Source organism: Saccharothrix obliqua (assembly GCF_019375475.1).
GTDB lineage: Bacteria > Actinomycetota > Actinomycetes > Mycobacteriales > Pseudonocardiaceae > Actinosynnema > Actinosynnema obliqua.
Genome location: NZ_JAHXGQ010000006.1, coordinates 135,591 through 160,075 on the forward strand (window position 1 = coordinate 135,591; position 24,485 = coordinate 160,075).

General features: G+C 74.1%; 24 protein-coding genes. 13 read left to right on the top strand and 11 right to left on the bottom strand.

Translation table 11 applies throughout. The annotated features are described in order from the left end of the window. The first annotated feature begins 75 nt into the window (after positions 1 to 75). From KZQ38_RS20145 to KZQ38_RS20160, 4 genes are all read left to right on the top strand, one after another. A complete protein-coding gene (locus KZQ38_RS20145) occupies positions 76 to 813 on the top strand; it encodes an SAM-dependent methyltransferase (protein ID WP_219443682.1) in 738 nt (245 codons plus the stop codon). After that, positions 807 to 3,023, top strand: a complete 2,217-nt coding sequence (locus KZQ38_RS20150; protein ID WP_219443683.1) for an ATP-binding protein — start codon at positions 807 to 809, stop codon at positions 3,021 to 3,023. Before KZQ38_RS20145 ends, KZQ38_RS20150 begins: the two co-directional genes overlap by 7 nt. Before the next feature lie 598 nt (positions 3,024 to 3,621). Next, positions 3,622 to 4,239 carry a hypothetical protein gene (locus tag KZQ38_RS20155; protein WP_219443684.1) on the top strand — a complete coding sequence of 206 codons (618 nt, stop codon included), beginning with the start codon at positions 3,622 to 3,624 and terminating at the stop codon, positions 4,237 to 4,239. 14 nt (positions 4,240 to 4,253) lie between these two features. Beyond that, a complete protein-coding gene (locus KZQ38_RS20160; RefSeq protein WP_219443685.1) occupies positions 4,254 to 4,886 on the top strand; it encodes an NAD(P)H-binding protein in 633 nt (210 codons plus the stop codon). Here the strand turns inward: KZQ38_RS20160 and KZQ38_RS20165 are convergent. Further along, complete coding sequence (locus KZQ38_RS20165; RefSeq protein WP_443706242.1) at positions 4,883 to 6,160, bottom strand: D-arabinono-1,4-lactone oxidase; 1,278 nt, start codon at positions 6,158 to 6,160, stop codon at positions 4,883 to 4,885. The two genes, KZQ38_RS20160 and KZQ38_RS20165, sit on opposite strands and share 4 nt — an antisense overlap. A 73-nt stretch (positions 6,161 to 6,233) precedes the next feature. On the opposite strand from KZQ38_RS20165, the gene KZQ38_RS20170 reads away from it, so the two are divergent. Beyond that, positions 6,234 to 7,421, top strand: a complete 1,188-nt coding sequence (locus KZQ38_RS20170) for an amino acid deaminase/aldolase (RefSeq protein WP_219443687.1) — start codon at positions 6,234 to 6,236, stop codon at positions 7,419 to 7,421. On the opposite strand, the gene KZQ38_RS20175 is transcribed toward KZQ38_RS20170, so the two are convergent. Continuing rightward, positions 7,418 to 8,032 (bottom strand): TetR/AcrR family transcriptional regulator, encoded by a 615-nt coding sequence (locus tag KZQ38_RS20175; protein WP_219443688.1) that lies wholly within the window; start codon positions 8,030 to 8,032, stop codon positions 7,418 to 7,420. The two genes, KZQ38_RS20170 and KZQ38_RS20175, sit on opposite strands and share 4 nt — an antisense overlap. 113 nt (positions 8,033 to 8,145) lie before the next feature. On the opposite strand from KZQ38_RS20175, the gene KZQ38_RS20180 reads away from it, so the two are divergent. Beyond that, the gene (locus KZQ38_RS20180) at positions 8,146 to 9,045 is read left to right on the top strand and encodes an SDR family NAD(P)-dependent oxidoreductase (RefSeq protein ID WP_308258497.1); all 900 of its coding nucleotides are present in this window, start codon (positions 8,146 to 8,148) and stop codon (positions 9,043 to 9,045) included. A gap of 242 nt (positions 9,046 to 9,287) precedes the next feature. On the opposite strand, the gene KZQ38_RS20185 is transcribed toward KZQ38_RS20180, so the two are convergent. Then, entirely contained in the window at positions 9,288 to 9,650 is a 363-nt protein-coding gene (locus tag KZQ38_RS20185) for a hypothetical protein (protein WP_121001034.1), read from the bottom strand. Between the two features lie 13 nt (positions 9,651 to 9,663). After that, positions 9,664 to 9,981, bottom strand: a complete 318-nt coding sequence (locus KZQ38_RS20190) for a hypothetical protein (RefSeq protein WP_219444031.1) — start codon at positions 9,979 to 9,981, stop codon at positions 9,664 to 9,666. Between the two features lie 276 nt (positions 9,982 to 10,257). Here KZQ38_RS20190 and KZQ38_RS20195 point away from each other — a divergent pair, with 276 nt between their 5' ends. The 3 genes from KZQ38_RS20195 to KZQ38_RS20205 all read left to right on the top strand — a co-directional run bounded on the left by KZQ38_RS20195 (position 10,258) and on the right by KZQ38_RS20205 (position 12,874). Beyond that, positions 10,258 to 11,580, top strand: coding sequence for a helix-turn-helix domain-containing protein (locus KZQ38_RS20195; protein WP_257901813.1), 1,323 nt, complete (start codon positions 10,258 to 10,260; stop codon positions 11,578 to 11,580). A gap of 14 nt (positions 11,581 to 11,594) precedes the next feature. Then, positions 11,595 to 12,485 (top strand): aminoglycoside phosphotransferase family protein, encoded by an 891-nt coding sequence (locus tag KZQ38_RS20200; protein ID WP_219444002.1) that lies wholly within the window; start codon positions 11,595 to 11,597, stop codon positions 12,483 to 12,485. 95 nt (positions 12,486 to 12,580) lie between these two features. Then, entirely contained in the window at positions 12,581 to 12,874 is a 294-nt protein-coding gene (locus KZQ38_RS20205) for a hypothetical protein (protein WP_308258498.1), read from the top strand. 92 nt (positions 12,875 to 12,966) lie between these two features. On the opposite strand, the gene KZQ38_RS20210 is transcribed toward KZQ38_RS20205, so the two are convergent. The 4 genes from KZQ38_RS20210 to KZQ38_RS20225 are packed head-to-tail and all read right to left on the bottom strand — an operon-like array spanning position 12,967 to position 15,855. Further along, complete coding sequence (locus tag KZQ38_RS20210; RefSeq protein ID WP_219443690.1) at positions 12,967 to 13,989, bottom strand: CopD family protein; 1,023 nt, start codon at positions 13,987 to 13,989, stop codon at positions 12,967 to 12,969. After that, the gene (locus tag KZQ38_RS20215) at positions 13,986 to 14,525 is read right to left on the bottom strand and encodes a copper resistance CopC family protein (protein ID WP_219443691.1); all 540 of its coding nucleotides are present in this window, start codon (positions 14,523 to 14,525) and stop codon (positions 13,986 to 13,988) included. Before KZQ38_RS20215 ends, KZQ38_RS20210 begins: the two co-directional genes overlap by 4 nt. After that, positions 14,522 to 15,280 carry a YcnI family copper-binding membrane protein gene (locus KZQ38_RS20220; RefSeq protein ID WP_219443692.1) on the bottom strand — a complete coding sequence of 253 codons (759 nt, stop codon included), beginning with the start codon at positions 15,278 to 15,280 and terminating at the stop codon, positions 14,522 to 14,524. The genes KZQ38_RS20215 and KZQ38_RS20220 overlap by 4 nt, the downstream gene beginning before the upstream one ends. A gap of 32 nt (positions 15,281 to 15,312) precedes the next feature. Continuing rightward, on the bottom strand, positions 15,313 to 15,855 hold the full coding sequence (locus tag KZQ38_RS20225; protein ID WP_219443693.1) for a hypothetical protein: 543 nt from the start codon (positions 15,853 to 15,855) through the stop codon (positions 15,313 to 15,315). 91 nt (positions 15,856 to 15,946) lie between these two features. Between KZQ38_RS20225 and KZQ38_RS20230 the strand changes: the two genes are divergently transcribed. Next, the gene (locus KZQ38_RS20230; protein ID WP_219443694.1) at positions 15,947 to 17,608 is read left to right on the top strand and encodes a BCCT family transporter; all 1,662 of its coding nucleotides are present in this window, start codon (positions 15,947 to 15,949) and stop codon (positions 17,606 to 17,608) included. On the opposite strand, the gene KZQ38_RS20235 is transcribed toward KZQ38_RS20230, so the two are convergent. Then, positions 17,586 to 18,020: a DUF6474 family protein gene (locus KZQ38_RS20235; protein ID WP_219443695.1), complete on the bottom strand. Its 435-nt coding sequence runs from the start codon at positions 18,018 to 18,020 to the stop codon at positions 17,586 to 17,588. The two genes, KZQ38_RS20230 and KZQ38_RS20235, sit on opposite strands and share 23 nt — an antisense overlap. A gap of 118 nt (positions 18,021 to 18,138) precedes the next feature. On the opposite strand from KZQ38_RS20235, the gene KZQ38_RS20240 reads away from it, so the two are divergent. Continuing rightward, complete coding sequence (locus tag KZQ38_RS20240; RefSeq protein WP_219443696.1) at positions 18,139 to 19,776, top strand: TM0106 family RecB-like putative nuclease; 1,638 nt, start codon at positions 18,139 to 18,141, stop codon at positions 19,774 to 19,776. On the opposite strand, the gene KZQ38_RS20245 is transcribed toward KZQ38_RS20240, so the two are convergent. Then, entirely contained in the window at positions 19,773 to 20,525 is a 753-nt protein-coding gene (locus KZQ38_RS20245) for an SDR family NAD(P)-dependent oxidoreductase (RefSeq protein WP_219443697.1), read from the bottom strand. The two genes, KZQ38_RS20240 and KZQ38_RS20245, sit on opposite strands and share 4 nt — an antisense overlap. Positions 20,526 to 20,815: 290 nt before the next feature. Between KZQ38_RS20245 and KZQ38_RS20250 the strand changes: the two genes are divergently transcribed. Both KZQ38_RS20250 and KZQ38_RS20255 read left to right on the top strand, forming a co-directional pair. Then, positions 20,816 to 22,111, top strand: a complete 1,296-nt coding sequence (locus KZQ38_RS20250) for a UDP-glucose dehydrogenase family protein (protein WP_219443698.1) — start codon at positions 20,816 to 20,818, stop codon at positions 22,109 to 22,111. A 76-nt stretch (positions 22,112 to 22,187) separates the two neighbouring features. Then, positions 22,188 to 23,981 (top strand): gamma-glutamyltransferase family protein, encoded by a 1,794-nt coding sequence (locus KZQ38_RS20255; RefSeq protein ID WP_219443699.1) that lies wholly within the window; start codon positions 22,188 to 22,190, stop codon positions 23,979 to 23,981. Positions 23,982 to 24,067: 86 nt separating this feature from the next. Here the strand turns inward: KZQ38_RS20255 and KZQ38_RS20260 are convergent, their stop codons facing one another. Beyond that, positions 24,068 to 24,379 carry a hypothetical protein gene (locus KZQ38_RS20260; protein ID WP_219443700.1) on the bottom strand — a complete coding sequence of 104 codons (312 nt, stop codon included), beginning with the start codon at positions 24,377 to 24,379 and terminating at the stop codon, positions 24,068 to 24,070. Between the last annotated feature and the right edge of the window lie 106 nt (positions 24,380 to 24,485).

Genomic DNA, 24,485 nt, shown 5'->3' on the forward strand with positions numbered 1-24,485 from the left:
GACGGGGTTGCGGAGTTGGTGTGACAACCGGGCGCGGTGCTTGCCGGTGGCACCGCCGGTCGCCAGGGTTGAGCGGTGAGCAGTGAGCTTGGCGAACCGACCATGGCCGGCGTGTACGACGGCCTCCTGGGCGGCATCGCCAACTTCGACCCGGACCGGCGGCTGCTCACCGAGGTGGGCAGGCTGTCCTCCGCGCCCGCGCGGCTGGCGCGGGAGAACCGGGCGTTCCTCGGCCGCGCCACGCGGTTCTGCCTGGCCGAGGGCGTGCGCCAGTTCCTGGACATCGGGTGCGGCGCGCCCCGCGACGACTCGGTGTTCGCCCTGGTGCGGGATCGCGGTTGCCGCACCGTGTGCGTGGACGTGGATCCTGAAGTGGTGGCGCACACCACGTTGGCGGTCGAGGGGATGGACGGCGTCACCGCGGTCGAGGCGGACTGCCGCCGGGCGGACGCGGTGCTGGGCGCGGCGCGGGGGCTGGACTTCACGGCCCCGGTCGCGGTGCTGATGGTGTCGGTGCTCCAGTTCGTGCGGGACGCGGACGACCCGCGCGGCGTGGTGACCGCATACTGCTCGCGCCTCGCGCCGGGCAGCCTGCTGGTGCTGTCGCACCCGAGCGCGGACACCGACCCGGTGCTGCACGCGGTGGCGGCGGTGTGGCCGGGCGGTCCGACGCTGCGCACGCGGCAGGAGGTCGCGGCGCTGCTGCCGCCCGGCGAGCCCGTGGCACCGGGGCTGGTGCCCGTGCCGTCGTGGCCGCACGGCGACTGCCCCGCCACGCGCTACCCGTACTACGCGGCGGTCGTCCGATGCTGAGCACCGGTGAGCACGACACGTTCCGCAAGCTGATGAAGGCGTTGCGGGAGGAGCAGGGCCGGTCGTTCCGGTCGCTGGCCGAGCACACCAACTACGACCCGAGCCACCTGGCGGGCGTGGAGCGCGGGCGGCGCGCGCCCAAGCTCGACCTCGCCGAGCAGGTCGACCGCGCCCTGGGCGCGGGCGGGAGGCTGATCGCCACCCTGCGCCGCAGACCCGCGCAGCTCTCCGCCGTGGTCAACCCGTTCGTCGGGCGGGCCGAGGAGCGGGAGCTGCTGCGCGCGGCCATCGGCGGTGACCCGGGCGGCGCCGACGGCGCGCCGCGGGTGGTCGTGGTGGAGGGCCCGCCGGGCATCGGCAAGACCAGCCTCGCGCTGCGCGTCGCGCACGACGTGAAGGACGACTACCCGGACGGCCAGGTGTACGCGAACCTGCACGGCTACTCGGCCGCGCACCGGCCCGCGCACCCGGCGGACGTGCTGGAGGAGTTCCTGGCCGCGCTCGGGATGCGGGACGTGCCGCCGGGCCTGGCCGAGCGCGCCGCCACGTTCCGGTCCGCGCTGGACGGCAGGCGGGTGCTGATCGTGCTGGACAACGCGGCGGACGTGGAGCAGGTCGAGCCGCTGCTGCCCGGCGCGGGCTCGTGCACCGTGCTGGTCACGTCGCGGCGCGAGCTGACCGGGCTGGCCGTGCGCACCGGCGTCACGCGGGTCACCGTGCGGCCGATGTCGGTGGACGAGTCGGCCGCGCTGGTGCGCGGCGTGGTCGGCGCCGAGGTGGACGCGGCGGCGCTGGACCGGCTGGTCGAGCGCTGCGGCCGGTTACCGCTCGCGCTGCGGATCGCGGGCGAGTGGGTCGCGCGGCACCCCCGGCACGCGGCGCACGACCTGGCGGCACGGCTGGACGACGAGCGGCAGCGGCTGGACAGCCTGGACACCGGCGACCGGTCGACCGCGATGCGGGCCGTGATCGGGTGGTCCTACCGGGAGCTGCCGGACCGGGCGGCGCGGGTGTTCCGGCTGCTCGGGCTGTACCGGGGCGCGCACTTCGGCGTCGGCGCGGCGGCGGCGCTGACCGGTCTGCCGGAGGACGCCGCGCTGCGGGTGCTGGAGGAGCTGACCAGCGTGCACCTGGTCGAGCCGTGCGCCGCCGACCGGTACCGGCTGCACGACCTGCTGCGGGCGTACGCGGCGGAACGCGCGCTGGCCGAGGAGACCGAGGAGGCGCGCGCGGCGGCGGTGCGGCGGCTCATCGAGTGGTACGTGCACACCGCCCGTGCCGCCGGGCGCGTGCTGGCGCCGCACCGGGCGGTCCCGTTCGCGCTGCCCCGCGCGTCGGAGGGCGTGGAGCCGTGGCGGTTCACGTCCGACCTGGCCGGGTTGGCCTGGTGCGACGCCGAGTCGGACAACTTCGCGCCGATGATCCGGCTCGCCTACCGGTACCGGCAGTGGACGCCCGCGTGGCAGCTCGCCGTGGTGCTGTGGGACTGGCTCCAGGTGCGCAAGCCGCTCGGCGTGTGGCTGGAGACGCACGAGGCCGCGTTGCGCGCGGCGCGGCGCGCGCTGGACGCGGAGGCCGACGCGCGGGTGTCCGCGAACCTCGCGGAGGCGTTCCACCAGCAGCGGTCGTTCGAGGCCAGCCGCGCCCGGTACGAGTACGCGCTGGCCGTGCGGCGGCGGCGCGAGGACCGGCACGGGCAGGCGTGGGCGCTGGCCGGCCTGGTGCTGCTGTCCGTCGACGAGGGCAGGCCGGAGGAGGCGTTGGCGCACGCCGAGGAGGCGTTGCGGATCTTCGCGGAGGTCGGCGACGAGGAGGGCACGGCGGAGGTCCTGCTCGGGCGGGTGGACGCGTTGCGCGCCACCGGCCGCGACGCGGTGGAGGAGGAGGTCCGCGCCGCGTTGAACCTGTACGAGGCGTTGGAGGTGTTCGACGGCCAGGGCCGCGCGTGGCTCAAGCTCGCCGACGTGTTCGAGGCGCGTGGCGACGCGGCGCAGGCGGTGCACGCGGCCGGGCGGGCGCTGGTCGCGTACCGGCGCGGCGGCGACCGGCGGGGCGAGGCGGGCGCGTTGCTGCGGCAGGCGGACCTGCTGGAGTCGGTCGGGCAGCCCGGCCGGGCGGCGCGTGAGCGGGCGTGGGAGCTGTACGACCAGCTCTCCGACCCGCGGGCGGACGAGATCATCCAGCGGGTGCAGGCCGTCCGGCCGTGGTGAAGCGCCGCGTCGGCACGGGTGCGGTGGCCCCGAGTCACGGCTTGCGCGTGCTTTGACCACAACTGACCACACGCATCCGGAGTGGTCGGATCGGTCCGATCGGCATAGTTGCGGATGCCGGCCCGTCGTCTTGGGGGTGTCGGCGGTCCGGGCGCGGTGGCGGGTCCCGTGGTGGCACCCGCCGCGCGGTAGGCGTCCGGCGGGATCGTCCGGGGGGCCGGTCCCGCCGGACGACCGGGTCCGGTGTGCGCCGAGCGGGTGGTGCGGGGCGGTCGGTCGGTTTCGGGCGATGAGCGGTCGGTCGGGTGGTGGGGCGTGTGGTGGCGCGCGTCACTTCGGGGGCCGGCCCGTGGGGGCGTTGTGCACGCTGAGCACGTTTTCGGGGGGTTTGCGGCGGCCGGTGTCACCCGGACGGCAGCATCGCCGGGCCGAACTCCCGTCAAGCGGTATCGACCGGTCACCGATGGCTCGGGGCCGTCGATCGCAGGGGGTCCGCGAGCCGGGGGGTCGGGGCCGGCCCGGGTGGTAGCTCTAGTGCAGAGCACGAGTCGAAACGCGGTGGGCCCCGTCCCGCCGTGGTTGCCGAGGAGGCCCTGGCGTGAGCAGCACACCAGCACGGATCGCGGACACCGGTGAGGCACGGGCGCTGACGTCCACCGCTATCCCGGTCCCGGAACTGCCCGGCCCCGCGGAGGACCTGGCCGCCGCCGCGGCGCTGCGCCTGGGCTGGCACGGTGTGGTGCTCCCCGAGATGGTGCTGATGGGCCGCCGGGTGACCGTCGTCGCCGAGCTGGTGCCCGACGCGCACGCCGAGCGGGTCTGCCTCGGCGCGGGCCCCGAACCCGACCGCACCACGGTGTCCACCTGGGTGTGGCCGGAAATGGACGGCCGCGTGCCGCCCGCCGCCGTGCGGATCGTGGGCGTGCTGGCCGTGGCACGCCACTGGCGGACCGCGCTCGCGTCGGCCGTGCCGTTCGCCCGGTTCGGCAACGCCGCGGCGGTGCTGCCCGCCTCGGTCGCGCTCACCCACGACTACCTGGGCAACTGCCTGCCGCGCGTGCGCCGGTACGGCGTGTCGGTGCTGCTCGCCGACGAGGACTGCGACCTGTCGACCGACGTGGCCGGCCGCAACGAGACCGTGCCGGTCGAGGACACCGCGACCACCCGTTGGGTGAATGAACTGGTGTACGAGCAGCTGCTGGCGACGGCGTCCTGATCTACCGTCGTCCCATGCGCGTGGTGATCGCAGGTGGGCACGGGAAGATCGCCCTGCTGACGTCCGGGCTGCTGTCCGGGCGCGGTGACGAGGTGGTGTCGCTGGTGCGCGACCCGGCGCACTTCCCGGACGTGCGTGCCGCGGGCGCGTCGCCGGTGTTGTGCGACCTGGAGCGGGCGTCCGTGGACGAGGTGGCGGAGGCCCTGCGGGGTGCGGACGCCGCGTTGTTCGCGGCGGGCGCGGGTGCCGGCAGCGGGGTGGCCCGCAAGGACACCGTGGACCGGGCCGCGTCGGTGTTGTTCGCGACGGCGGCCGAAGCGGCGGGTGTGGCGCGGTTCGTGCAGATCAGCGCGATCGGCCTGGACCGGGTGACCGGTGACGAGGTGTTCGACGCCTACCTCGCGGCCAAGCGCGCGGCCGAGGAGGACCTGCGGTCCCGGCCGCTGGCGTGGACGATCCTGCGACCCGGCCGGTTGACCGACGAACCGGGCACGGGTCGGGTCGAGCTGTCCGAGGGGCCGGTGTCCGGCGCCGTGCCGCGTGCCGACGTGGCGGCGGTGCTGGTGGCGTTGCTGGACCGACCGGGCACGGCGGGGCACGTGTACGAGCTGGTGTCCGGGCCGACGCCGGTGGCCGAGGCGTTCTAGCCGAGCACGCGGTCCAGGTGCGCGTTGCCGAACTTGCCGGTCGGGTCGAGCCGCGCGCGCAGCGCCCGGAAGTCCGCGAAGCGCGGGTAGGCGGGTGCGAGGGTGTCGGCGGTCCGGGTGTGCAGCTTGCCCCAGTGGGGCCGTCCGCCGACCGCCGTCGCGATCCGCTCGAACGCGTCGAAGTAACGGCGGTAGGGCATCCCGAGGTACTGGTGGACGGCGATGTACGCGGTGTCCTGGCCGTGCGCGGTGGACAGCCAGATGTCGTCGGCCTGCGCCACGCGGACCTCCACCGGGACGACGACACCGTGGTCGAGCTTCGCCACCGCCGAGCGCAGCTCGCGCAGCACGCCGTGCAGCTCGGCCCGCGGCACGGCGTACTCCGACTCCACGAACCGGACCCGGCGCGGGGTGACGAACACGTGGTGCGACACGTCGCGGTAGACGCGTTCGGAGACCAGCCTGCCGCACAGCCGGTTCAGGCCGCGGGTCGTCGCGGGCACGGTCCGCGCGATCCGGCAGACCAGGCCGAACGCGCCGTTCTCCAGGACCTCGTACTCGTAGAAGCGGCGGAGCGCGGACAGCGGCGCGGGCGGCTCGTCCACCCGGTTGTTGCGCTTGAGGATGACGTGGTCGCCGTGCGGGAACCAGTGGAACTCCACGTGGTCCTCCACGGCGGTGAGGTGGTCGAACTCCTCCAGCACCGCGTCGAGCCGCGCCGGGCTCTCCCTGGCGTGCAGCACGAACGCGGGCACGCAGCGCAGCGTGAGGGTGCTGACGACGCCGAGCGCGCCGAGGCCGACGCGGGCCGCGTCGTACAGGTCGGGTCGCTCGGTGGGCGAGCAGCGGACCACCTCGCCGTCGGCGAGCACGACCTCCATCGCGGCGATGCGGGTGGCGAGCCCGCCGTGCCGCGCGCCGGTGCCGTGGGTGCCGGTGGCGGTCGCGCCCGCGATGGTCTGGGCGTCGATGTCGCCGAGGTTGGGCATGGCCAGGCCGAGCACGTCGAGCTGGGCGTTGAGCTGCCGGATGGTGGTGCCCGCGCGGACCGTGACCAGCTCACCGGACACCTCGGTGACGCCGGTCCACCGGTCCAGGTCCAGGGCCGCGCCGGGTGCGACGGCGATGCCGGTGAACGAGTGGCCGCTGCCGCGCGGGCGGATGGCGCTCGCGCCGGCGACGACGGCGCTCAGCTCGTCGGCGCTCGCCGGGTGCTCGACGCGGTGCGGGCACGCGGACGCCGTGCGTGCCCAGTTCGTCCACGGCGTGCCCAAGTGCCCACCTCCGGTGTGACGTGATCCACGCACCGTAGGTGAATACATTTCACCTTTCAAGTACCGTGAGGACATGCGGCCCCGAACCCGGCTGGACGGCGCGACGGCGGACCTCGACCCGCCGTTCGCGGTGGTGGACCTCGACGCGTTCGACCACAACGCGCGTGACCTGGCCCGCCGCGCGGGCGGCAAGCCGATCCGGATCGCCAGCAAGTCCGTGCGCGTCCGCTGGCTGCTGGAGCGCGTGCTCGCCCAGCCCGGTTACGCGGGCGTCATGTGCTACTCGCTGGCCGAGGCGTTGTGGCTGTCGGAGCTGGACGTGAGCGAGGACCTGCTGGTCGCGTACCCCACGACCGACCGCGCCGCGTTGCGCGTGCTCGCGCGGGACGAGACCGCCCGCCGGCGCGTCACCCTCGTGGTGGACTCCACCGAGCACCTCGACCTGGTCACCGCCGCGCTCGGCCACGCGCACCCGGAGATCCGGGTGTGCCTGGAACTCGACGTGTCCTGGCGACCCGCGCCCGGTGTCCACATCGGTCCCCGCCGCTCGCCCGTCCACCGCGCCCGGGACGCGGGCGTGCTCGCCGACCGCATCGCGAGCAGGCGCGGGTTCCGGCTGGTGGGCGTGATGGCCTACGAGGGCCAGGTCGCGGGCCTGGGCGACGCGCCGCCCGGCAAGCCGCTGCTCGGCGCGGCCCTGCGCTGGGTCCAGCGGCACTCCGCCGCCGAACTCGTGGCGCGGCGTGCCGCGGCGGTCGCGGCCGTGCGGCGGTCGGCGGACCTGGAGTTCGTCAACGGCGGCGGCACCGGCAGCCTGGAGCTGAGCGGCGCGGACCCGGCGGTCACGGAGCTGGCCGCCGGTTCCGGCCTGGTCGGGCCCACCCTGTTCGACGGCTACCGGCGGTTCCACCCGCGGCCCGCGGTGTTGTTCGCGCTGCCCGTCGTGCGGCGGCCGGCGCGGGGCGTGGCCACGTTGTTCGCCGGCGGGTACGTCGCGTCCGGCACCGCCACGCCCGACCGGCTGCCCACGCCGTACCTGCCCCGCGGTCTCCGGCTCACCGCGCTGGAGGGCGCGGGCGAGGTGCAGACCCCGGTCACCGGGCGTGCCGCGGACGCCCTCGCGCCCGGCGACCGGGTGTGGCTGCGGCACGCCAAGGCGGGCGAGCCGGCCGAGCGGTTCAGCCACTACCACGTCGTCGTGGGCGACGCGGTGGTGCGGACCGAGCCGACCTACCGCGGCGAGGGCAGGTCCTTCGGCTAGTCGGGCAGGCGCGTGGACAGGTAGCCGCGCACCATCGCCTTCGCCTCGGCCAGGATGCGCGGGTCGCCCGCCGCGTCCTTGCGGAACGCGAGGTTCAGCACGCCGTCCGCCGCCTCGACCGCGATCGAGATCGGCAGTTGGAGTTCGACCAGCGGGATGTCGAACTTGGTCGAGATCATCTCCGCGATCCGGTCGGAGATGACGGTGTTGTTGTCGCGGCGGTCGTCCAGCAGGCGCAGGTCCACCACGTCGCCGAAGTGCAGCTTGCTGAACGCGGGCACCTCGCGGTGCATCGAGACGTACACGTCGAAGATGGAGTCGACGGCGTCCCACCAGTGGTCCAGCGCGGCGGTGGAGAACCGGCCGTCGATGGTCTGGATGAACTTCTCCAGGTTGCGCATGGTCAGCGCCTGCACGACGGCCCGCTTGTCGGGGAAGAACTGGTACAGCGAGCCGACGGCGACCCCGGCGCGTTCGGCGATCAGTGTCGTTGTCACCCCGTCGTAGCCGACCTCCTCGATGAGCGAGGCACAGGCTTCGAGCATCCGCTCGACGCGCTTGGCGCTGCGCTGCTGCACCGGTTGCCGGCGCAGCGGGGTCGTACTCGTCACGGCGACTCCTGCTCGGTGGGTTGCGGGATTCCATAGTGCCCGCTCGGCGGCGTCCGCACTTCCGGACAGGCCGCAACACGCCTACGATCCGAATCGGTTTCACGTTGAGGCGGGTGCGCCCGGACCGCCGACCCGACCGCTCGCCGATCCAGGACGGCGATCCGGCGATCACCCGCGTGGTGGCGGCGGCACGCCGTGCCGCCGAGGAGGAGGAGCGACGGGTGCGGCTGGCAGGGCGGACGGCGGTGATCACCGGTGCGTCGCGGGGCATCGGCGCGGCGACGGCGGAGGTGTTCGCGCGGCGCGGGGCGGTGGTCGTGCTGGTCGCGCGGAACGCGGACGCGCTCGGCGTGGTCGCGGGGCGGATCGGGGACTTCGGCGGGCGGGCGTTCACCCACCCGGCCGACCTGGCGGACGTCGACCGCGTCCGGGCCCTGGCCGAGGAGGTGCGTGCCGCGCACGGCACGCCCGACGTGCTGGTCAACAACGCCGGCGCGGGCCGGTGGCTGTTCCTGGACGAGACGCCGCACGACGAGCTGACCGCCATGACCGCGGTGCCGTTCGGCGCGGCGCTGCACCTGACCCGCGAGTTCCTGCCCGGGATGCGGGCACGCGGCAGCGGTCGGGTGGTCACCGTGAACTCGCCGGTGTCGCGGCTGCCGTGGCCGGGCGCGACGGGGTACGCCGCCGCCCGCTACGCGTTGCGCGGCCTGACCGCCGCCCTGCGGCTGGACCTGCGCGGCACGGGCGTCGGCGTCACCGAGGTCGTGCCGGGCAAGGTGACCAGCGACTACTTCGTCAACAACCCCGGCGCCGAGGAACGGGTACCCGCCATCGCGCGGCTCATCCCGACCGTGTCGCCGCACCGGGTCGCGACGGAGATCGCCGACGCCGTCGAGCGGGACCGCGCCGAGCGGGTGTTCCCCTGGCAGCTCAAGGCGTTCGAGGTGTTCGGGCGGGTGTTCCCGGGTGCCGTCGGCGCGTTGACCTGGCGCACCGGCACCCACCGCTGAACGCCGAACGGCCCCGGTGCCCGCGCGGGAGGAGCGGGCACCGGGGCCGACGTGGTGCCCGCGGACCGGTGTCGGTCGGGGAGGGAAGGTGTGCACAACACCGGCCCGCGGATGTCTGTGTGTGGTTGGCCGGCCGGCGGTCCGTTCGTCGCGGTCGGGGGTTCGCTCGTCCCGGACCGCCGGCCAGTAGGCGGGTGCTCGACCGTGTCGCGTCGGGGGAACGACAGGTCGGGGCCCGCCTGTCAGTGGGCTCGCAGCACCGCCGCGCGACGCGTCCGGGTGACCGGAGGGGTCACCGGGGCCGAGCGCAGGTGTCGAGCCGGGCGCGGGGCGAGGCCGCCCGCGACCAGGTGTTCGTACGCCGCCCGCCACACCGAGCACGGGCTCTTCTGCTGCCGCCACCGGCCCGAGCACTCCGGGCAGTTGCCCTTCTCGTCCGGCTCGTGGGCCGCCAGCAACGCCCGCCAGCCCTCGGTCAGGCGGGGCAGCTCGGACCGCGCCACCGAGAGCAGGGACGGGGCGTCGGCCTCGTTGGCCAGCTCGGTGAGCAGGTCCAGCCGTTCCCACACCGCGTTGCGAAGAACTTGTCCGAGGATCTCGTCCACCGAAACGTCACCGTCACCTTTCCGCCTGCTCGGCGGCTTCGCGTAGCGCGGCTCTGAGCTGCCCGAGCTGGTCGGCCGAGAGGACCGCCGTCTCACCCGGCGGGCCGACCAGGACCACGTGGCCCCGGTCGACCAGCACGGTGAGGCAGCGCTCCCGGTCCACCACGTCGCTGCAACGGATCCGCCACCAGCGACGCTGCCCGGTCGAGCCGCGCCATCCGGAGTCGAGGTCGGTCGACTCCCGGACAGTCGGAGAGGACGGGGAGGCGGCCGTGGCGACGTGCGCGGCCGAACCACTCGGGGTGGTCGGCGCCCGCTCGATCAGGTCCACTGCCGGGTTCCTCTCCGTACTCGCTCGCTTACCGGAACCCAGATTGCGATGATTCAACCCGGATCGGGACGTCACAGCGCTGGCCGGTGCCCGTTCCACGGTAAGCGGTCAACGGAGTTCGGCAGGGCCGATCAGCCTCGCCGATCGACACTTCCTGCACTTGGGGGAGTGCCCCTAGTCTGCCGTTGACGCCCAAGGGACTGTGAGGGGGCGCAATTGAACACCATCGGTTCGCAAAGCTCTCCTGTTACACCAGACGTCTGGGACCAGCAGGAGATGCGGGACGCGCTGGCCAGGCGGGAGATCAGCTCGGTGTACCGGCTGCTCCGGCGGCACGGCGTGTCCCAGCGCCAGATCGCGGCGCTGACGGGCCAGTCGCAGTCCGAGGTCTCCGAGATCCTCAAGGGTCGTCAGGTCATGGCCTACGACGTCCTGGCCAGGATCGCGCAGGGACTGGGCGTCCCCAGGGGGTACATGGGCCTCGCCTACGACGAGGCCACGGCAGTGCGGGTGGCCGCGACCGCGGAGGCACCCCAGTCTGAGGAGGACGAGTCGGTGAAGCGAAGGAAGTTCCTCGCGCACGCCGCCGCCATCACCGTCGGCGCGGCCGTGTTCGGCACGGACTCCGGGTCTTGGGCCTCGTCGCCCGCGCAGACGCCCGCTCCCGGCCGGATCGGGATGACCGACGTCCGCCAGGTCGAAGCGGCGACGAGGGCGCTGCGCACGCTGGACTACCAGTACGGCGGCGGCTCGTGCCGCGACGCCGTCGTCGCCCAGCTCTCGTGGGGGCAGCAGATGCTGGGGGCCAACGCGACGGACCTGGTGAAGGAGCGGCTCTACGTCGCCCTCGCCGACCTGCACAACCTGGCCGGCTGGACGTCGTTCGACACCGGCCTGTACGACTCGGCGCGCACGCACTTCGCGCAGGCCCTCGGGCTCGCCAAGCAGGGCCGCAAGGAGGAGCTGGTCGCGAACATCCTGTACCGGATGGGCCGGGTCTACCTGCACCAGAACGCGCCGGACGACGCGTTGAAGGTGTTCCAGCTCGGCCAGCTCGCGGCGCAGAACTCCGGTTCCGAGCTGGCGGTGGGCATCCTGTGCGCCAACGAGGCGTGGGCCTACGCCAAGATGGGTTCCGACGACCAGGCGCTCAAGCTGCTCGGCCGCGCCCGCGACGAGTTCGCGCGGGCCAACATCAGCGAAGCGCCCGCGTGGGCGAAGTTCTTCGACGCCAACGACCTGTCCGCGATGATCGGCACGGTGCACACCGAGCTGGCGCAGACCGTGGACACCAAGTACACGCGGATCGCGATCCCGGCGCTGTCCAAGGCGATCGGCGGTTACGGCGAGGACATGAGCCGCAGCCGCTCGTTCAACCTCACCTCGCTGTCCATCAACCACCTGTTGCAGGGCGACATCGACCACGGCGCGCGGATCGGGCGGCAGGCGATCGACCTGTCCGAGGGCCTGAAGTCGGTGCGCACCAAGGACCGGATGCGGCCGTTGCAGGTCGAGGCGGAGAAGCGCCGCAACAACCCCGACGCGCGGGAGCTGGCCGACCGGGTCGCCAGGTTCACCGGCAACGACAGCGCCGCCTGAGCCCGGGGGTCGGGCTGGACGGCAGGTTCACCCGCACCGCGCTGACCGCGGTGCTGGAGCGGCTGTGCGCCGAACTGGGGTTGGCGCACCAGGGCGCGACACTGGTCAAGTTCACCTCCAACGCGGTGTTCGACCTGCCCGGCGACCGGGTGGTGGTGCGGATCGTCGGGTCGATGGCGTTGCGGCACCGCGCGGAGAAGGTGGTGCGCGTCGCCCGGTGGCTGGCCGGGCACGACGTGCCCGCGGTGCGGCTGGTCGAGGACTTCCCGCAGCCCCTGGCGGTGGGCGGGCACCTGGCGACGATCTGGCACACCGTCCCCGCCGGCGGTCCGCCGGTCGACGGGCACGACCTCGGCGTGCTGCTGCGCCGCATCCACGCGCTGCCACCGCCGCCGTTCGAGCTGCCCCGCTGGTCGCCGCTGGACGACGTGCGCAAGCGCATCGCCGACGCCGAGGAGCTGTCCGCGCCGGACCGGGAGTTCCTGGAGGAGCGCCTGGCGGTGCTCGCGGACCGGCTCATCGGGCTGCGCACCGCGTTGCCGGAGGGCGTGCTGCACGGCGACGCGCACCCCGGGAACCTCATCCCCAGCCCCGGCGGACCGGTGATCTGCGATTTCGACTCCACCAGCGTCGGGCCGCGGGAGTGGGACCTGAGCACCCTGCCGGTCGGCGTGGCGCGGTTCGGCCACCCCGAGCGCTGGTACCGGCAGCTGGCCGGCGTGTACGGGTTCGACGTGACGCGGTGGTCGGGTTTCGCGGTGCTGCGGGACGTGCGGGAGCTGAAGCTCACCACCAGCGTCCTGCCGATCCTGCGCAGCCACCCCGGGGTCCGCGGCGAGCTGCGCCGCCGCCTCGCGGCCCTGCGCGCGGGCGACACCACGACACCCTGGACCCCTTACCGCTGAAGGCTTCGGGGCGTGCGTACGAACCGGTAACACCGAGCCCCCCTCACACGACACACGCGGCGACGGGGGACGCACGAGTGCGGTGAGGTGTGCGCGTGATCGCAAGGCTGGTGGGTGGGCGGCGTTGGCGCGCGAGACGTGCGTTGAAGGCCGCGCGGATGCTGGACGAGGTCGTGGACACGCAACTGCCGCTGCTGGCGTCGTTCGACGAGGACCGCCGCCGCCGGTCCGCCGACTACCTCGCCGAGCTGGTCAAGCTCGCCCAGGACTACCGGTACTACGCGCACGGCTGGATCGACGCGGCGGAGCTGGACCGCCGCGGCCACCGGGCGATGGACCGGCTGAGCCGGCTGCGCGAGGACCCCACCGCGCGACTGATCACCGACTAGGCCGTTCAGCGCAGCTCGGCGCTCCGAACGGTCCGCTCACCGACGCGTGCGCCGACAGGGGCCGGGCCGCGCTCCGGCTCGGGGGACGGCTCCTAGGCCACCGGCGCGCGGGAGAGCACCACGGCGAGGCCGAACGCCACACCCATGACGGTCAGCTCGACCGCCGCCCACCCGATCAACGCCGTGGCGCGGTGCCGCGCGATGTGCGGCAGCAGCCGCCACCGGATGTGCGCGCCCAACAACGCGAGCACCCCGGCGCACACCACCTTGCCCAGCAGGATCAGGCCGTAGGACGTGGTGAACAGCGAACCCGGCAGGCTGTGCACCGGGTTGAGGGCCAGTTCCAGCAGGCCGTTGAACAAGCCGGTGGCCGACACCGCGAGCAGGGCCGCGGTGGCCAGCCGGGAGAACTTCGGCAACGCCTCGGCGAGCAGGCCGCGGCGGTGGGCGACCAGGGCGATCAACGCGCCCAGCCCACCGGTCCACGCCGCCGCGCCGAGCACGTGCAGCTCCATCGAGATCATGGAGTAGTCGTGGTACTCCCAGTTGGCCGCGTGCCCGGTCACCGGGAGCGGCAGGATGCCGAACATCGACACCAGGATGCGCAGCTCGGCGGGCACGGCCTCGCCCCGGCGGACCGCGACGACGCCGACACCCAGCGAGCACAACGCGCACACGGCGCTGAACAACAACCCCTGGCCCGCGCCGACGCGTTGGACGTAGTCCACGACCGAACCCATGGTCAGCGCCACGTCCGGCCGCGTCTCGTAGGCCCGCAGCACGATGGACAGCAGGGCCGCGAGCACCCACACCGCCGCCGCGACCACGGCCGCCGGCCGGGCCACCCGCAGCACCGGCTCGGTCAGGTTCGGCCGGGACGGCCCGAGCAGCTTGGGCAGCAGGCTCAGCCCGACGGTGGCCGTGGCCGCCAGGTCCAGCAACGTGCGGAGCAGCGGGTGGGCGAACCGGACCACCGCGGCGGGCTGGGCCACGCCGACGTCCACCGGCGTGGTGGACAGGCCCAGGGCGAGGAACACCCCCGCCGCGCCGCCCGCGAGCAGACCGACCAGCACCCGGTACCGGTCGGTCGCCGCGGTGGTCCGGTTCGTCGTCACCGGCCGGCCGGCTCCCTGCCGCCACCGCGCAGCGCGAAGAACACGCCGCCGCCGAGCAGCACGACCGCGCCCGCGATCCACACCCAGATGGGCACGCCGCCGCCACCGCCCGAGTCCTGCTCCGCCGCGGCGGTGGGCGCCGGCGTGCCGCCGCCCTCCTTGGTGGTGGTGAACTTCAGGTCACCGGTCACCGAGTGCCCGTCGGCGGACAGGATGCGGTAGTCCACCCGGTACTCGGCGGCCGGGCCGAGCGTGCGGACCTTGAAGATCACCGAGTTGTCCCGGACGACCGGGTCGGCGGCGTCCTCCCAGCGGGTGCCGTCCGGGGCCTGCACGCTGATCGTGTTGAACTTGTCGCCCGCCTGCACCGGCTGGTCGAACACCAGGGTGATCTCCGCGGGACCGGTCTCCAGTGACTGGCCGTCCTTGGGATCGCTGCTGACCAGCACGTTGTGCGCGGACGCGGTGCCCGCGCCGACGACCGCGAGGCCGCCGGCCAGGAGCGCGGCGGCCAGCAGCGAGAACACGCGCCTCATGCGGCCGGCTTGCCCGCGCGACGCGACCGCAGCACGGCCCCGACCCCGAAGCCCAGGCCCAGCGCGCCGACCGCGAGGCCCGCGCCGCCCAGCCAGCGGGCGGTGTCGTCGGTGCCGCCGGCCGCCGCCTCGGCGTGGTCGTCGGTCTTCGCGGCCTCGGCCGTGCCGCCGCCGTGGTCGTCGCCGCCGGTCTTCGGGACCAGCTTCAGCACCGGCGCGGGCTTGTCCGGCTCGGCCCCGCCCTCGGCGGGCGGCGGCGCGTTCCAGTCCACGACCTCGCCGTTGTCGTACGTCTGCTTGGCCGGGATGACGAACTTGTCGGTGTTGTCCGGCAGGGGTCCGATGGACAGGTCGAACTCGTTGAACTGACCGGGCTCGATCTTCACGCCCGGGTCCGCGGTGAAGACGATGGTGCGCACGGCCTCGGTGACCTCGCGGCCGTGGCTCTGCACCGGCTTGTCGAGCTTGCCCTTGATCGCCTCGGCCTTCCAGCCGGGGGTGGGCTTGGTGCTGACCGACGCGAGCGGGTACTCGGCGGGCAGCGCGAGTTCGACCTTCACGGTGCCGCTGTTGGGCCGCTCGTTGGGCACCCGGATGGTGACCTTGGTGTACCCGCCCTGCACGGCCGGGCCCGGGGTGGAGGCGCTGACGTGGGCGGACGCGGCGCCCGCCGTGCCCAGGGCGATGACGGCGGCGGTCGCGAGGACGGCGCCGCCCTTGGCGAGCGCGCGCACGCCGGAACGATTCGTCGACATGAAGTTGTGGCTCCTGATGCCAGAGGGGTGTGTTATCCGACTCGGGTGATCAGGACCGGCGGGGGGCCGCGACGACCGTGCACGCGCCGCAGCAGCACCGAGGTCGGCTTGTCCACCGCCACGGGCCCCGCCGGCGTGCTCACGCGGTGCGCGGTGGGGACGTGCGCGCACCGCACCGGTACCAGCCGGGCCACGGCCGTGGCCAGCGCCGTCAACGCCCGGTCCGCCCGCGCCAGCAGCAGGCCGGTGAGCAGTGCCGCCACCACGTGGGCCGCGGTCATGGCCACCGGGCCGAGCGCCGGTTCCGGGTGGCCGGCGGCGTGGTTGCCCAGGTTGAGCAGGGTGTGCTGGCCGAGCTGGGCGACGCCCAGGGTGGCCAGGACGGTCCACGGGCTGCGCCCGCGCTCGGCGAGCGCCGTGCCCGCGAGGGCGACCAGGGCGGTCAGCGGGAGCGCGGGCGCGAACTCGGTGAACCCGCCACCCGCGACCCCGTGCGCGGCCACGCTGAGCGCGGTCGACGTCACGGCCAGCAGAGCGGCCCGCGCGAGGCGGGTCGGTGCCGGACGTCGGGTCATGCACCGAGCGTAGGAGAACAACGACCCGACGAGCGAGGGGCATGGGCGAAGCGGTGGTTTGGACTGCTCCGAAAGGGGGTACGGGCTACGCGTGAAAACCCCGCGACATCCCGTCAACCAGCCCCTACCCGGCCAGCCGGCGGCACCGCGGCCGGCACGCACCGACCGCGTCGTGTTCGGTGTCGCCGCCGGTGTGACGCTCGCGTTCGTGGTCTGGGGCGTCTTCGGCACCGACTCGCTCGCCAGGGCCTCCAAGGCTGCCCTGAACTGGGTCATCGGGAACCTGGGCTGGGCGTTCGTGCTCGTGGCCTCGGGTTTCGTGCTGTTCGCGCTGTGGCTCGCGATCAGCCGGTACGGCCGCATCCCGCTGGGACGCGACGACGAGCGGCCCGAGTTCAAGACGGTGTCGTGGATCGCGATGATGTTCAGCGCGGGTATGGGCATCGGGTTGATGTTCTACGGCGTCAACGAACCGCTTTCACACTTCGTGAAACCGCCACCGGGCACGGTCGAGGGCAACACCGACGCGGCCCTCCAGACGGCGATGGCCACCACGTTGTTCCACTGGACGGTCCACCCGTGGGCGATCTACGCCATCGTGGGCCTCGCCATCGCGTACGGCAGCTTCCGGCGCGGGCGCAGCCAGTTGATCAGCGCGGCGTTCGCGCCGCTGCTCGGTGAGCGCCGGGCCAACGGGCCCGCGGGCAAGGCCATCGACGTGCTCGCGATCTTCGCGACGCTGTTCGGCTCGGCCGCCTCGCTGGGCCTGGGCGCGCTCCAGATCGGCAGCGGCCTGACCATGGCGGGCTGGGGCGTCGGCAACGCCGTCCTGGTGGGCATCATCGCGGTGCTGACGGTGGCGTTCGTCGCCTCCGCCGTGTCCGGCGTGGCGAAGGGCATCCAGTGGCTCTCCAACATCAACATGGTGTTGGCGGTGGTGCTCGCGGCGTTCGTCTTCGTGGTCGGGCCGACCGTGTTCGTGCTGAACCTGGTGCCCGCCGCGATCGGCGACTACTTCCGCGACCTGGCGGACATGGCGGGCCGCACCGCCGCGTCCGGCGGCGCGGCGGCGGAGACGTGGCTGTCCGGCTGGACGATCTTCTACTGGGCGTGGTGGATCTCGTGGACGCCGTTCGTCGGCATGTTCATCGCCCGCATCAGCCGGGGCCGCACCATCCGGCAGTTCGTGCTGGGCGTGATCGGCGTGCCGAGCGCGGTCAGCCTGATCTGGTTCTGCGTGTTCGGCGGCACCGCCATCCACCTCCAGCGGGAGGGCGCGGACCTGGCGGGCGAGTCGTCGGCGGAGAGCCAGCTGTTCGCGATGCTCGACCAGTTCCCGCTGGCCGGTGTCGCGGCCGTGCTGGTGATCCTCCTGGTGGCGATCTTCTTCGTGTCCGGCGCGGACGCGGCGTCGGTGGTGATGGGCACGCTCTCGCAGCGCGGATCGATCGAGCCGGGCAAGGGCGTCGTGGTGTTCTGGGGCGTGCTGACCGGCGCGGTCGCGGCGGTGATGCTGCTGGTCGGCGGCTCGAACGCGTTGACGGGTCTCCAGAACCTGACCATCATCGCCGCCCTGCCGTTCGCGGCGGTCATGGTCGGGTTGTGCGTGTCACTGGCACGTGACCTGCGCAGCGACCCGCTGATCCGGCGCGAGGAACGCGTGGCCGAGGTCATGGACGAGGTCGCCCGCGGACCCGAGGAGACCTCGCTGCGCACGGTGGAGAAGCTGGTCAGGTCACGCCGAGACGCCTGAGCAGCTCCGCTTCCAGCGCGTCGAGGTCCGCGCCGATGGCGCGGTGCGCGGCCTTGCGGCGTGGCGCGGGCATCCGCTCGGACGCCCGCACCGCGGCCGTGAGCTGCGCCAGCCGCGCTTCGGTGCGCTCGACGTACGCGGCGTCGTCCGCCCGCAGTTCACCCAGGGGTGACGTGAAACCCGCGATGCGCGCGTGCAGCCGCGCGCCCCGACCCGTGTAGTTCGCCAGGTCACCCACCGGCACGCCCAGGCGGCGCGCCCGGTACCGGTCGTAGCGGTCGCCGACCTCCGCCGCCGCGCGCGCCACCAGCGGCGCGACCACCGGGATCAACGCGGGTGCCACGACCTTCGCCACTCCGACCAGGTTCTTCGCCCGGCCGGGCGTGAAGCCCTTGCTCCGTTCGCGTGCCATCGTCGTGCCACCTCCTGACCGCACCCTAGAGGTCCGCGGCCGGTCCCGCACAAAAGATCGAGTACCGACCATCAGGTTGCCGGTACAAGCGTCACCGGGGCGGCATACCCTTTCAGCCGTGACTTCCCAGGTGCTGCTGGACGCCGGCGTGGTCACTCGTTGCCGGCGGCGGGTGCACCTCGAACACGATCCAGCCATGCGAGACGCCCCCAAGGCCGCGCCGGACCCCACCGGGCAGCTGCGCAAGGCCGACGCCACCGAGCACCGCCGCTCGGTCGCCGCGGCCCTGGCCCGGGTGGTCGGCTCGGAACTGGTGGAGATCCCGGCGGACGCGCCGACGGCCGACCGCGAGCGCGGCACCGCCTCCGCGATGGCGGCCGGCGCGCGGTACATCTGGGGCGCCGCCCTGCCCCGCGACCCGCGCGGCGGGCGGCGTGGCGGCATCGACCTGCTGGTCAAGGACGCCGACGGGTACGTGCCGGTGCTCGTCGTGCGGCACAAGGTCACCGACCCCGGCAGCGGCGCGCGCACCTCGCCGCTGGCCGACCCGCTGCCCGGCGGCGCACGCGTCGACCCGCTGCGCAAGGTCCGGCCGCAGCCCCGCGACCAGCTCCGCCTCGCGCACGCGCGGCGGCAGCTCCAGGCCGCCGGGCACGCCGCGCCCGGCCGGTCCTACGGCGGTGTCGTCGGCATGGACGGCGACGTGGTGGTGTGGCACGACCTGGAGGCGCCCACCTGGCCCGGCGGGCGGTCCGCGCTCGCCGAGTACGACTCCCGGTTCTCCGACCGGCTGGCCGTGGCGACCGCGGCGGCCACCGGGGCGGAGCCGCTGGCCCGCGCGTCGCGGATCGTGGAGTGCCGGTCGTGCCCGTGGTGGCCGGTGTGCGAGGCGGACCTGCGGTCGGCGCGGGACGTGAGCCTCGTGGTGCGTGGTGAGGACGCCGCGGCGCTGCGCAAGGCCGGTGTGTCGACGGTGGACGAGCTGGCCCGGCTGGAGCCGCACGCCGAACCCGTCACGCCGCTGGTGGGTATGCCCTACGCGGACGCGGTGGTCCTGGCGCGGGCGTGGCTGCGCGACCTCACCGTGGTGCGCCGGATGCCGAGCCTGGACGTGCCGCGCGCCGACGTCGAGGTCGACGTGGACATGGAGAGCTTCGGCGACCTCGGCGCGTACATGTGGGGCTCGTGGCTGTCCGGCGCGGACATCGGGGAGGAGCCCGGCTACCGCGCGTTCGCCACGTGGGACCCGCTGCCGTGCGACGACGAGGCCCGCTCGTTCGCCGAGTTCTGGGGCTGGCTCACCGGCGTCCGGGCGCGGGCGCGGGCACGCGGCCTGTCGTTCCGCGCCTACTGCTACAACGAGCTGGCGGAGAACCGCTGGCTGCTCGGCTCGGCGGAGCGGTTCAAGGGCAGGCCCGGCATCCCGACCGCGGCGCAGGTGCGGGAGTTCATCTCGTCCGACTCGTGGGTCGACCTGTTCGGCATCGTGCAGGAGCAGTTCCTGTGCGCGCACGGCAAGGGGCTCAAGACGATCGCGCCGGTCGCCGGTTTCGCGTGGCGCGACCCGGAGGCGGGCGGCGAGAACTCGATGCGCTGGTACCGGGACGCGGTCGGCATGGACGGCGCGCCACCGGACCCGGCGCAGCGGCGGCGGCTGCTGGAGTACAACGAGGACGACGTCCGGGCCACCCACGCGCTGCGCGAGTGGATGACCTCGGACGCCATGGCCGGGCTGCCGTTCGCGGGCGACCTCTAGCGGGGCGCCATCCGCAGCGCCCCGTCCATCCGGATCACCTCGCCGTTGAGGTAGTCGTGCTCCACGATCGCCACGGCGAGCCGCGCGTACTCCTCGGGCAGGGCCAGGCGCTTCGGGAACGGCACGCCCGCCGCGAGCCCGGCGCGGAACTCCTCGGAGACGGTCGCCAGCATCGGGGTGTCCACGATGCCCGGCGCGATGGTCATCACCCGCACGCCCACCGATGACAGGTCACGCGCGGCGGGCAGCGTCATGCCCGCCACGGCCGCCTTGGACGCCGCGTAGGCGACCTGGCCGATCTGCCCGTCGAAGGCCGCGATGGACGCGGTGTTGACGATGATGCCGCGCTGGCCGTGCTCCAGCGGCTCGGTCGCGCCCATGGCGGCGGCGGCCAGGCGCAGCACGTTGAACGTGCCGACCAGGTTGACGTCGATGACCTTGCGGTACAGGTCGAGCGGGTGGGGTCCGGCCTTGCCGACGGTGCGCGCGGACGGGCCGATGCCCGCGCAGTTGACCACGATCCGCAGCGGGCGGCCGGAGCCGGCGGCGCGCTCGACGGCCGCCCGCACGTCGTCCTCGGAGGTCACGTCGGCGGCCACGAACGTCACGCCGTCGACGGGCTCGGCGTCGTCCACCTTGATGTCCAGCGCGTGCACGGTCGCACCGCGGGCCGCCAGCGCCCGCGCGGTCGCGTTGCCCAGTCCGGACGCACCGCCGGTGACGATCGCCGCGGTTCCCTCGATCTCCATGCCATCCTCCGTTGCCGGCGACACTGCCGGCTCCAGAGGTTAACGGCCGTTCATCGCCGGTGGTCGGCCAAGTGCAGCATTGCGACCAACGGCACGGCCGCGAGCAGCGCCATACCCACGAACAGCAGCGTGATCAGCACGATTTCCACACCCCCACGATGCCCGTGCCGGGCGTGCCCCCGCGTCCGCCGGAGGTGCTGTTCCGGGTAGCCCCCGAGGACTACCGACCTCACTCTCCGCATACAACTCGTGTTTGACCCACGGCCAACTTCGGCTGCCACCGTCGAACCATGTTCGTCCGACGGATCGCGGTCGTGGGAACGGGTTACGTGGGCCTGACGACGGGAGCCTGCCTGGCGTCCCTGGGTCATCGGGTCGTGTGCGCGGACGTGGACGCGCTGAAGGTCGCCCGGCTGCGTGCCGGGCAGGTCGACATCCTCGAACCCGGCCTGACCGAGCTGGTCGCGGAGGGCCGGGCCGCCGGGCGGCTGGAGTTCGTGGAGGGCGCGCGGGCGGCCGTCGCGGACGCCGAGGTGGTGTTCCTCTGCCTGCCGACGCCGATGGGCGCGGGCGGCGCGGCCGACCTGTCGGCGGTCGAGTCGGTGGCCCGCGACCTGCGCGCGGTCCTCCCCTACGGGACGGTCGTGGTGTGCAAGTCGACGGTGCCGGTCGGCACGTCGACCCGGGTCGCCGAACTGCTCGGCCGCGAGGACGTGGCCGTGGTGTCGAACCCGGAGTTCCTGCGCGAGGGCAGCGCGGTGCGCGACTTCCTGCACCCCGACCGGATCGTGGTCGGGTCGGACTCGCCGACCGCCGCCGAGCGGGTCGCCGCGTTGTTCGCCAAGCTGGGCGCGCCCACCGTGCTGATGGACGCGGCGAGCGCCGAGCTGGTCAAGTACGCGGCCAACTGCTTCCTCGCCATGAAGCTCTCCTACGTCAACGCCATCGCCGAGCTGTGCGAGCTGGTGGGCGCGGACGTGTCGGCGGTGACCGACGGCATGGGCCACGACCGGCGCATCGGGCAGTCGTTCCTCAAGCCCGGTCCCGGCTGGGGCGGTTCGTGCCTGCCCAAGGACACGCACGCCATGGTCCGCATCGCCGAGTCGGTGGGCGTGGACTTCGGCCTGGTGCGGTCCACCATCGAGGCCAACCGGCGGCAGCAGCGGCGGGTCGTGGACAAGGTGCGGGACGCGGTCGGCGGCGTGCTGGCGGGCGCGCGGATCGGTGTGCTCGGCCTCGCGTTCAAGGCGGGCACGAACGACCTGCGCGACTCGCCGGCGCTGGCCGTGGCGGAGCTGCTCGCGCTGGAGGGCGCGACGTTGACCGCCTACGACCCGGAGGTCCGGCGACCGCTGCCCGGGATGACCGTGGTGGAGGACGCCTACCTCGCGGTTCGGGATGCCGATGCCGTGGTGCTGCTCACGGAGTGGCCGGAGTTCCGGACCCTGGACTGGGGTCGCGCGGCGGCGCTGATGAGCGGTTCGGTGGTGCTGGACACGCGGGACCACCTGGACGTGGACGCCTTGCGCCGCGCGGGTTTGGCGCGGCACGGGCTGGGTCGCCGGCAGCCGGCGGCGGCGGGCTGAGCCGACCCGGCGGACCGGGTCGCGATTGCGTCGACCGGGGTTAACCACCAACGCGTCGTCCACGTAGGTTGTCGACGTGTTCACCACCCGCCCGGAACTCGTCGGCACCCACGGCATGGTCGCGTCCACGCACTGGCTCGCCTCCGGGGCGGGCATGGCGGTGCTGGAGGACGGCGGCAACGCGTTCGACGCCGCCGTCGCGGCCGGTTTCGTGCTCCAGGTCGTCGAACCGCACCTGAACGGGCCGGGCGGCGAGGTGCCCGCGGTGTTCGCGACGGCGGCCGACCCGACGCCGCGCGTCCTGTGCGGGCAGGGCGTCGCGCCCGCCGGCGCGACCGCCGCCCACTACCGCGACCTCGGCCTGGACCTGGTGCCCGGCAGCGGCCTGCTCGCGGCCACCGTGCCGGGCGCGTGGGACGGCTGGTTGACGTTGCTGCGCGACCACGGCACCAAGACGCTGCGCGAGGTGCTGACCTACGCCATCGGCTACGCGCGGGACGGTTTCCCGTTGCTGGAACGGGTGTCCGCGACCGTCGAGCGGGTCGCCGACCTGTTCCGCGACCACTGGAAGTCGTCGGCCGCGCTGTGGTTGCCCGGCGGTGCGCCACCCGTGCCGGGCTCGCGGTTCCGCAACCCGAAGCTCGCCGACACCTGGGAGTGGCTGCTCGCGGCGGGCGAGGCGGCGGGCGCGAACCGCGAGGCGCAGCTGGAGGCCGCGCGCCGCGCGTGGTCGCAGGGCTTCGTCGCGGCGCAGGTGGAGGAGTTCTGCCGCACCGCGTTCCGGGACGACTCGGGCCGCGACCACGCGGGCGTGCTGACCGGTCAGGACATGGCGTCGTGGCAGGCGACCTACGAGGACGCGGTGGTCGCGGACTTCGGCGAGTGGTCGATCGCCAAGGCCGGCGCGTGGACGCAGGGCCCGGTGCTGCTCCAGCAGCTCCGGCTGCTGGAGGGTTTCGCCGACCGGCTGTCCTACGTGGACGGTGTGCCGACCGCGGCGACCGTGCACCTGGCGGCCGAGTGCGCCAAGCTCGCGTTCGCCGACCGCGAGGCGTGGTACGGCGACCACCCGGACGTGCCGCTGGAAGCGTTGCTGTCCCGCGAGTACGCGGCGCGGCGGCGTGCCCTGGTCTCCGACGGCGCGGCGGGCGCGTTGCGGCCCGGTTCGCCGCTCGGGCTCGACCCGGTGCTGCCCGCGCACCTCGGCCGGGGCCCGGTCGCGCCGCCGCGGGAGGTGGTCGGCGCGCTCGGCGAGCCGACCGTGTCCCGGACCGGCGTGGTGCGTGGCGACACCGTGCACGTCGACGTGGTGGACCGGTGGGGCAACATCATCTCGGCCACGCCGTCCGGCGGGTGGCTCCAGTCCTCGCCCACCATCCCGTCGCTGGGGTTCTGCCTGGGCAGCCGGGCGCAGATGTTCTGGCTGGACGAGGGCCTGCCGAACTCGCTCGCGCCGGGCAAGCGGCCCCGCATCACGTTGTCGCCGTCGCTCGCGCTGCGCGACGGCGCGCCCGCCGTGGCGTTCGGCACGCCCGGCGGCGACCAGCAGGACCAGTGGCAGCTCGGGTTCTGGCTCGCGCACACCGCGGGCGGCCTGAACCTCCAGGCGGCCATCGACTCGCCGATGTGGCACAGCAACGCGTTCCCCAGTTCGTTCTTCCCGCGCTCGTGGACGCCTCGCGAGCTGGTGGTCGAGTCGCGCCTCGGCCCGGCGGCGCTGGCCGAGCTGGCCGAGCGCGGGCACGCGGTGGTCGACGCCGGCCCGTGGGCGCTCGGCCGGCTGTCCGCCGTGGCGCGGGACCGGCGGGGCGGCCTGCTGCGGGCCGCGGCCAACGCGCGCGGCAGCCAGGGCTACGCGGTCGGCCGCTGAGCCGGACCCGGTGGGGAGGGGGTTGGCACGGCCCCGGCCCGAGGGGGAGGGGGCCGGGACCGTGCCGGCTGGTGGCGCTGCCGGCGTCAGCCGCCGAACAGCGGGTGGGCGCTCGCGAGGCCGTCGAGCACCGGGTTCCCCTGCGCGGCGGCGTTGAGCAGGCCCGGCACGTTCCCGGTGGTCAGCGCGTTGGTGAGGGTCTGGAGGCTGTCGGGCTTGTTGAACACCTGGATGGTGCCGTCCGGGTCGGTCGGGTCGATCGACGCGAACGGGCCGACGCCGACGGGCCGGACCTGCGGCGCGTCCGGCGCGGCGTGCGCGACGCCGCTCAGCCCGAGCACGGCGGCGGTGCCGCCGAGGGTGATGGCGGCGCCGGCGATGGTCTTGCGGAGGTTCATGGGGCGGAAAGTTTCGCACCGGGGGGTGCCGGGGCAAGCTCGCTAACTCCAGTGAGCCAACTTCTTCACCCGCTCCGGTGGCCCGTACGTCCGCTGACGTACCGGG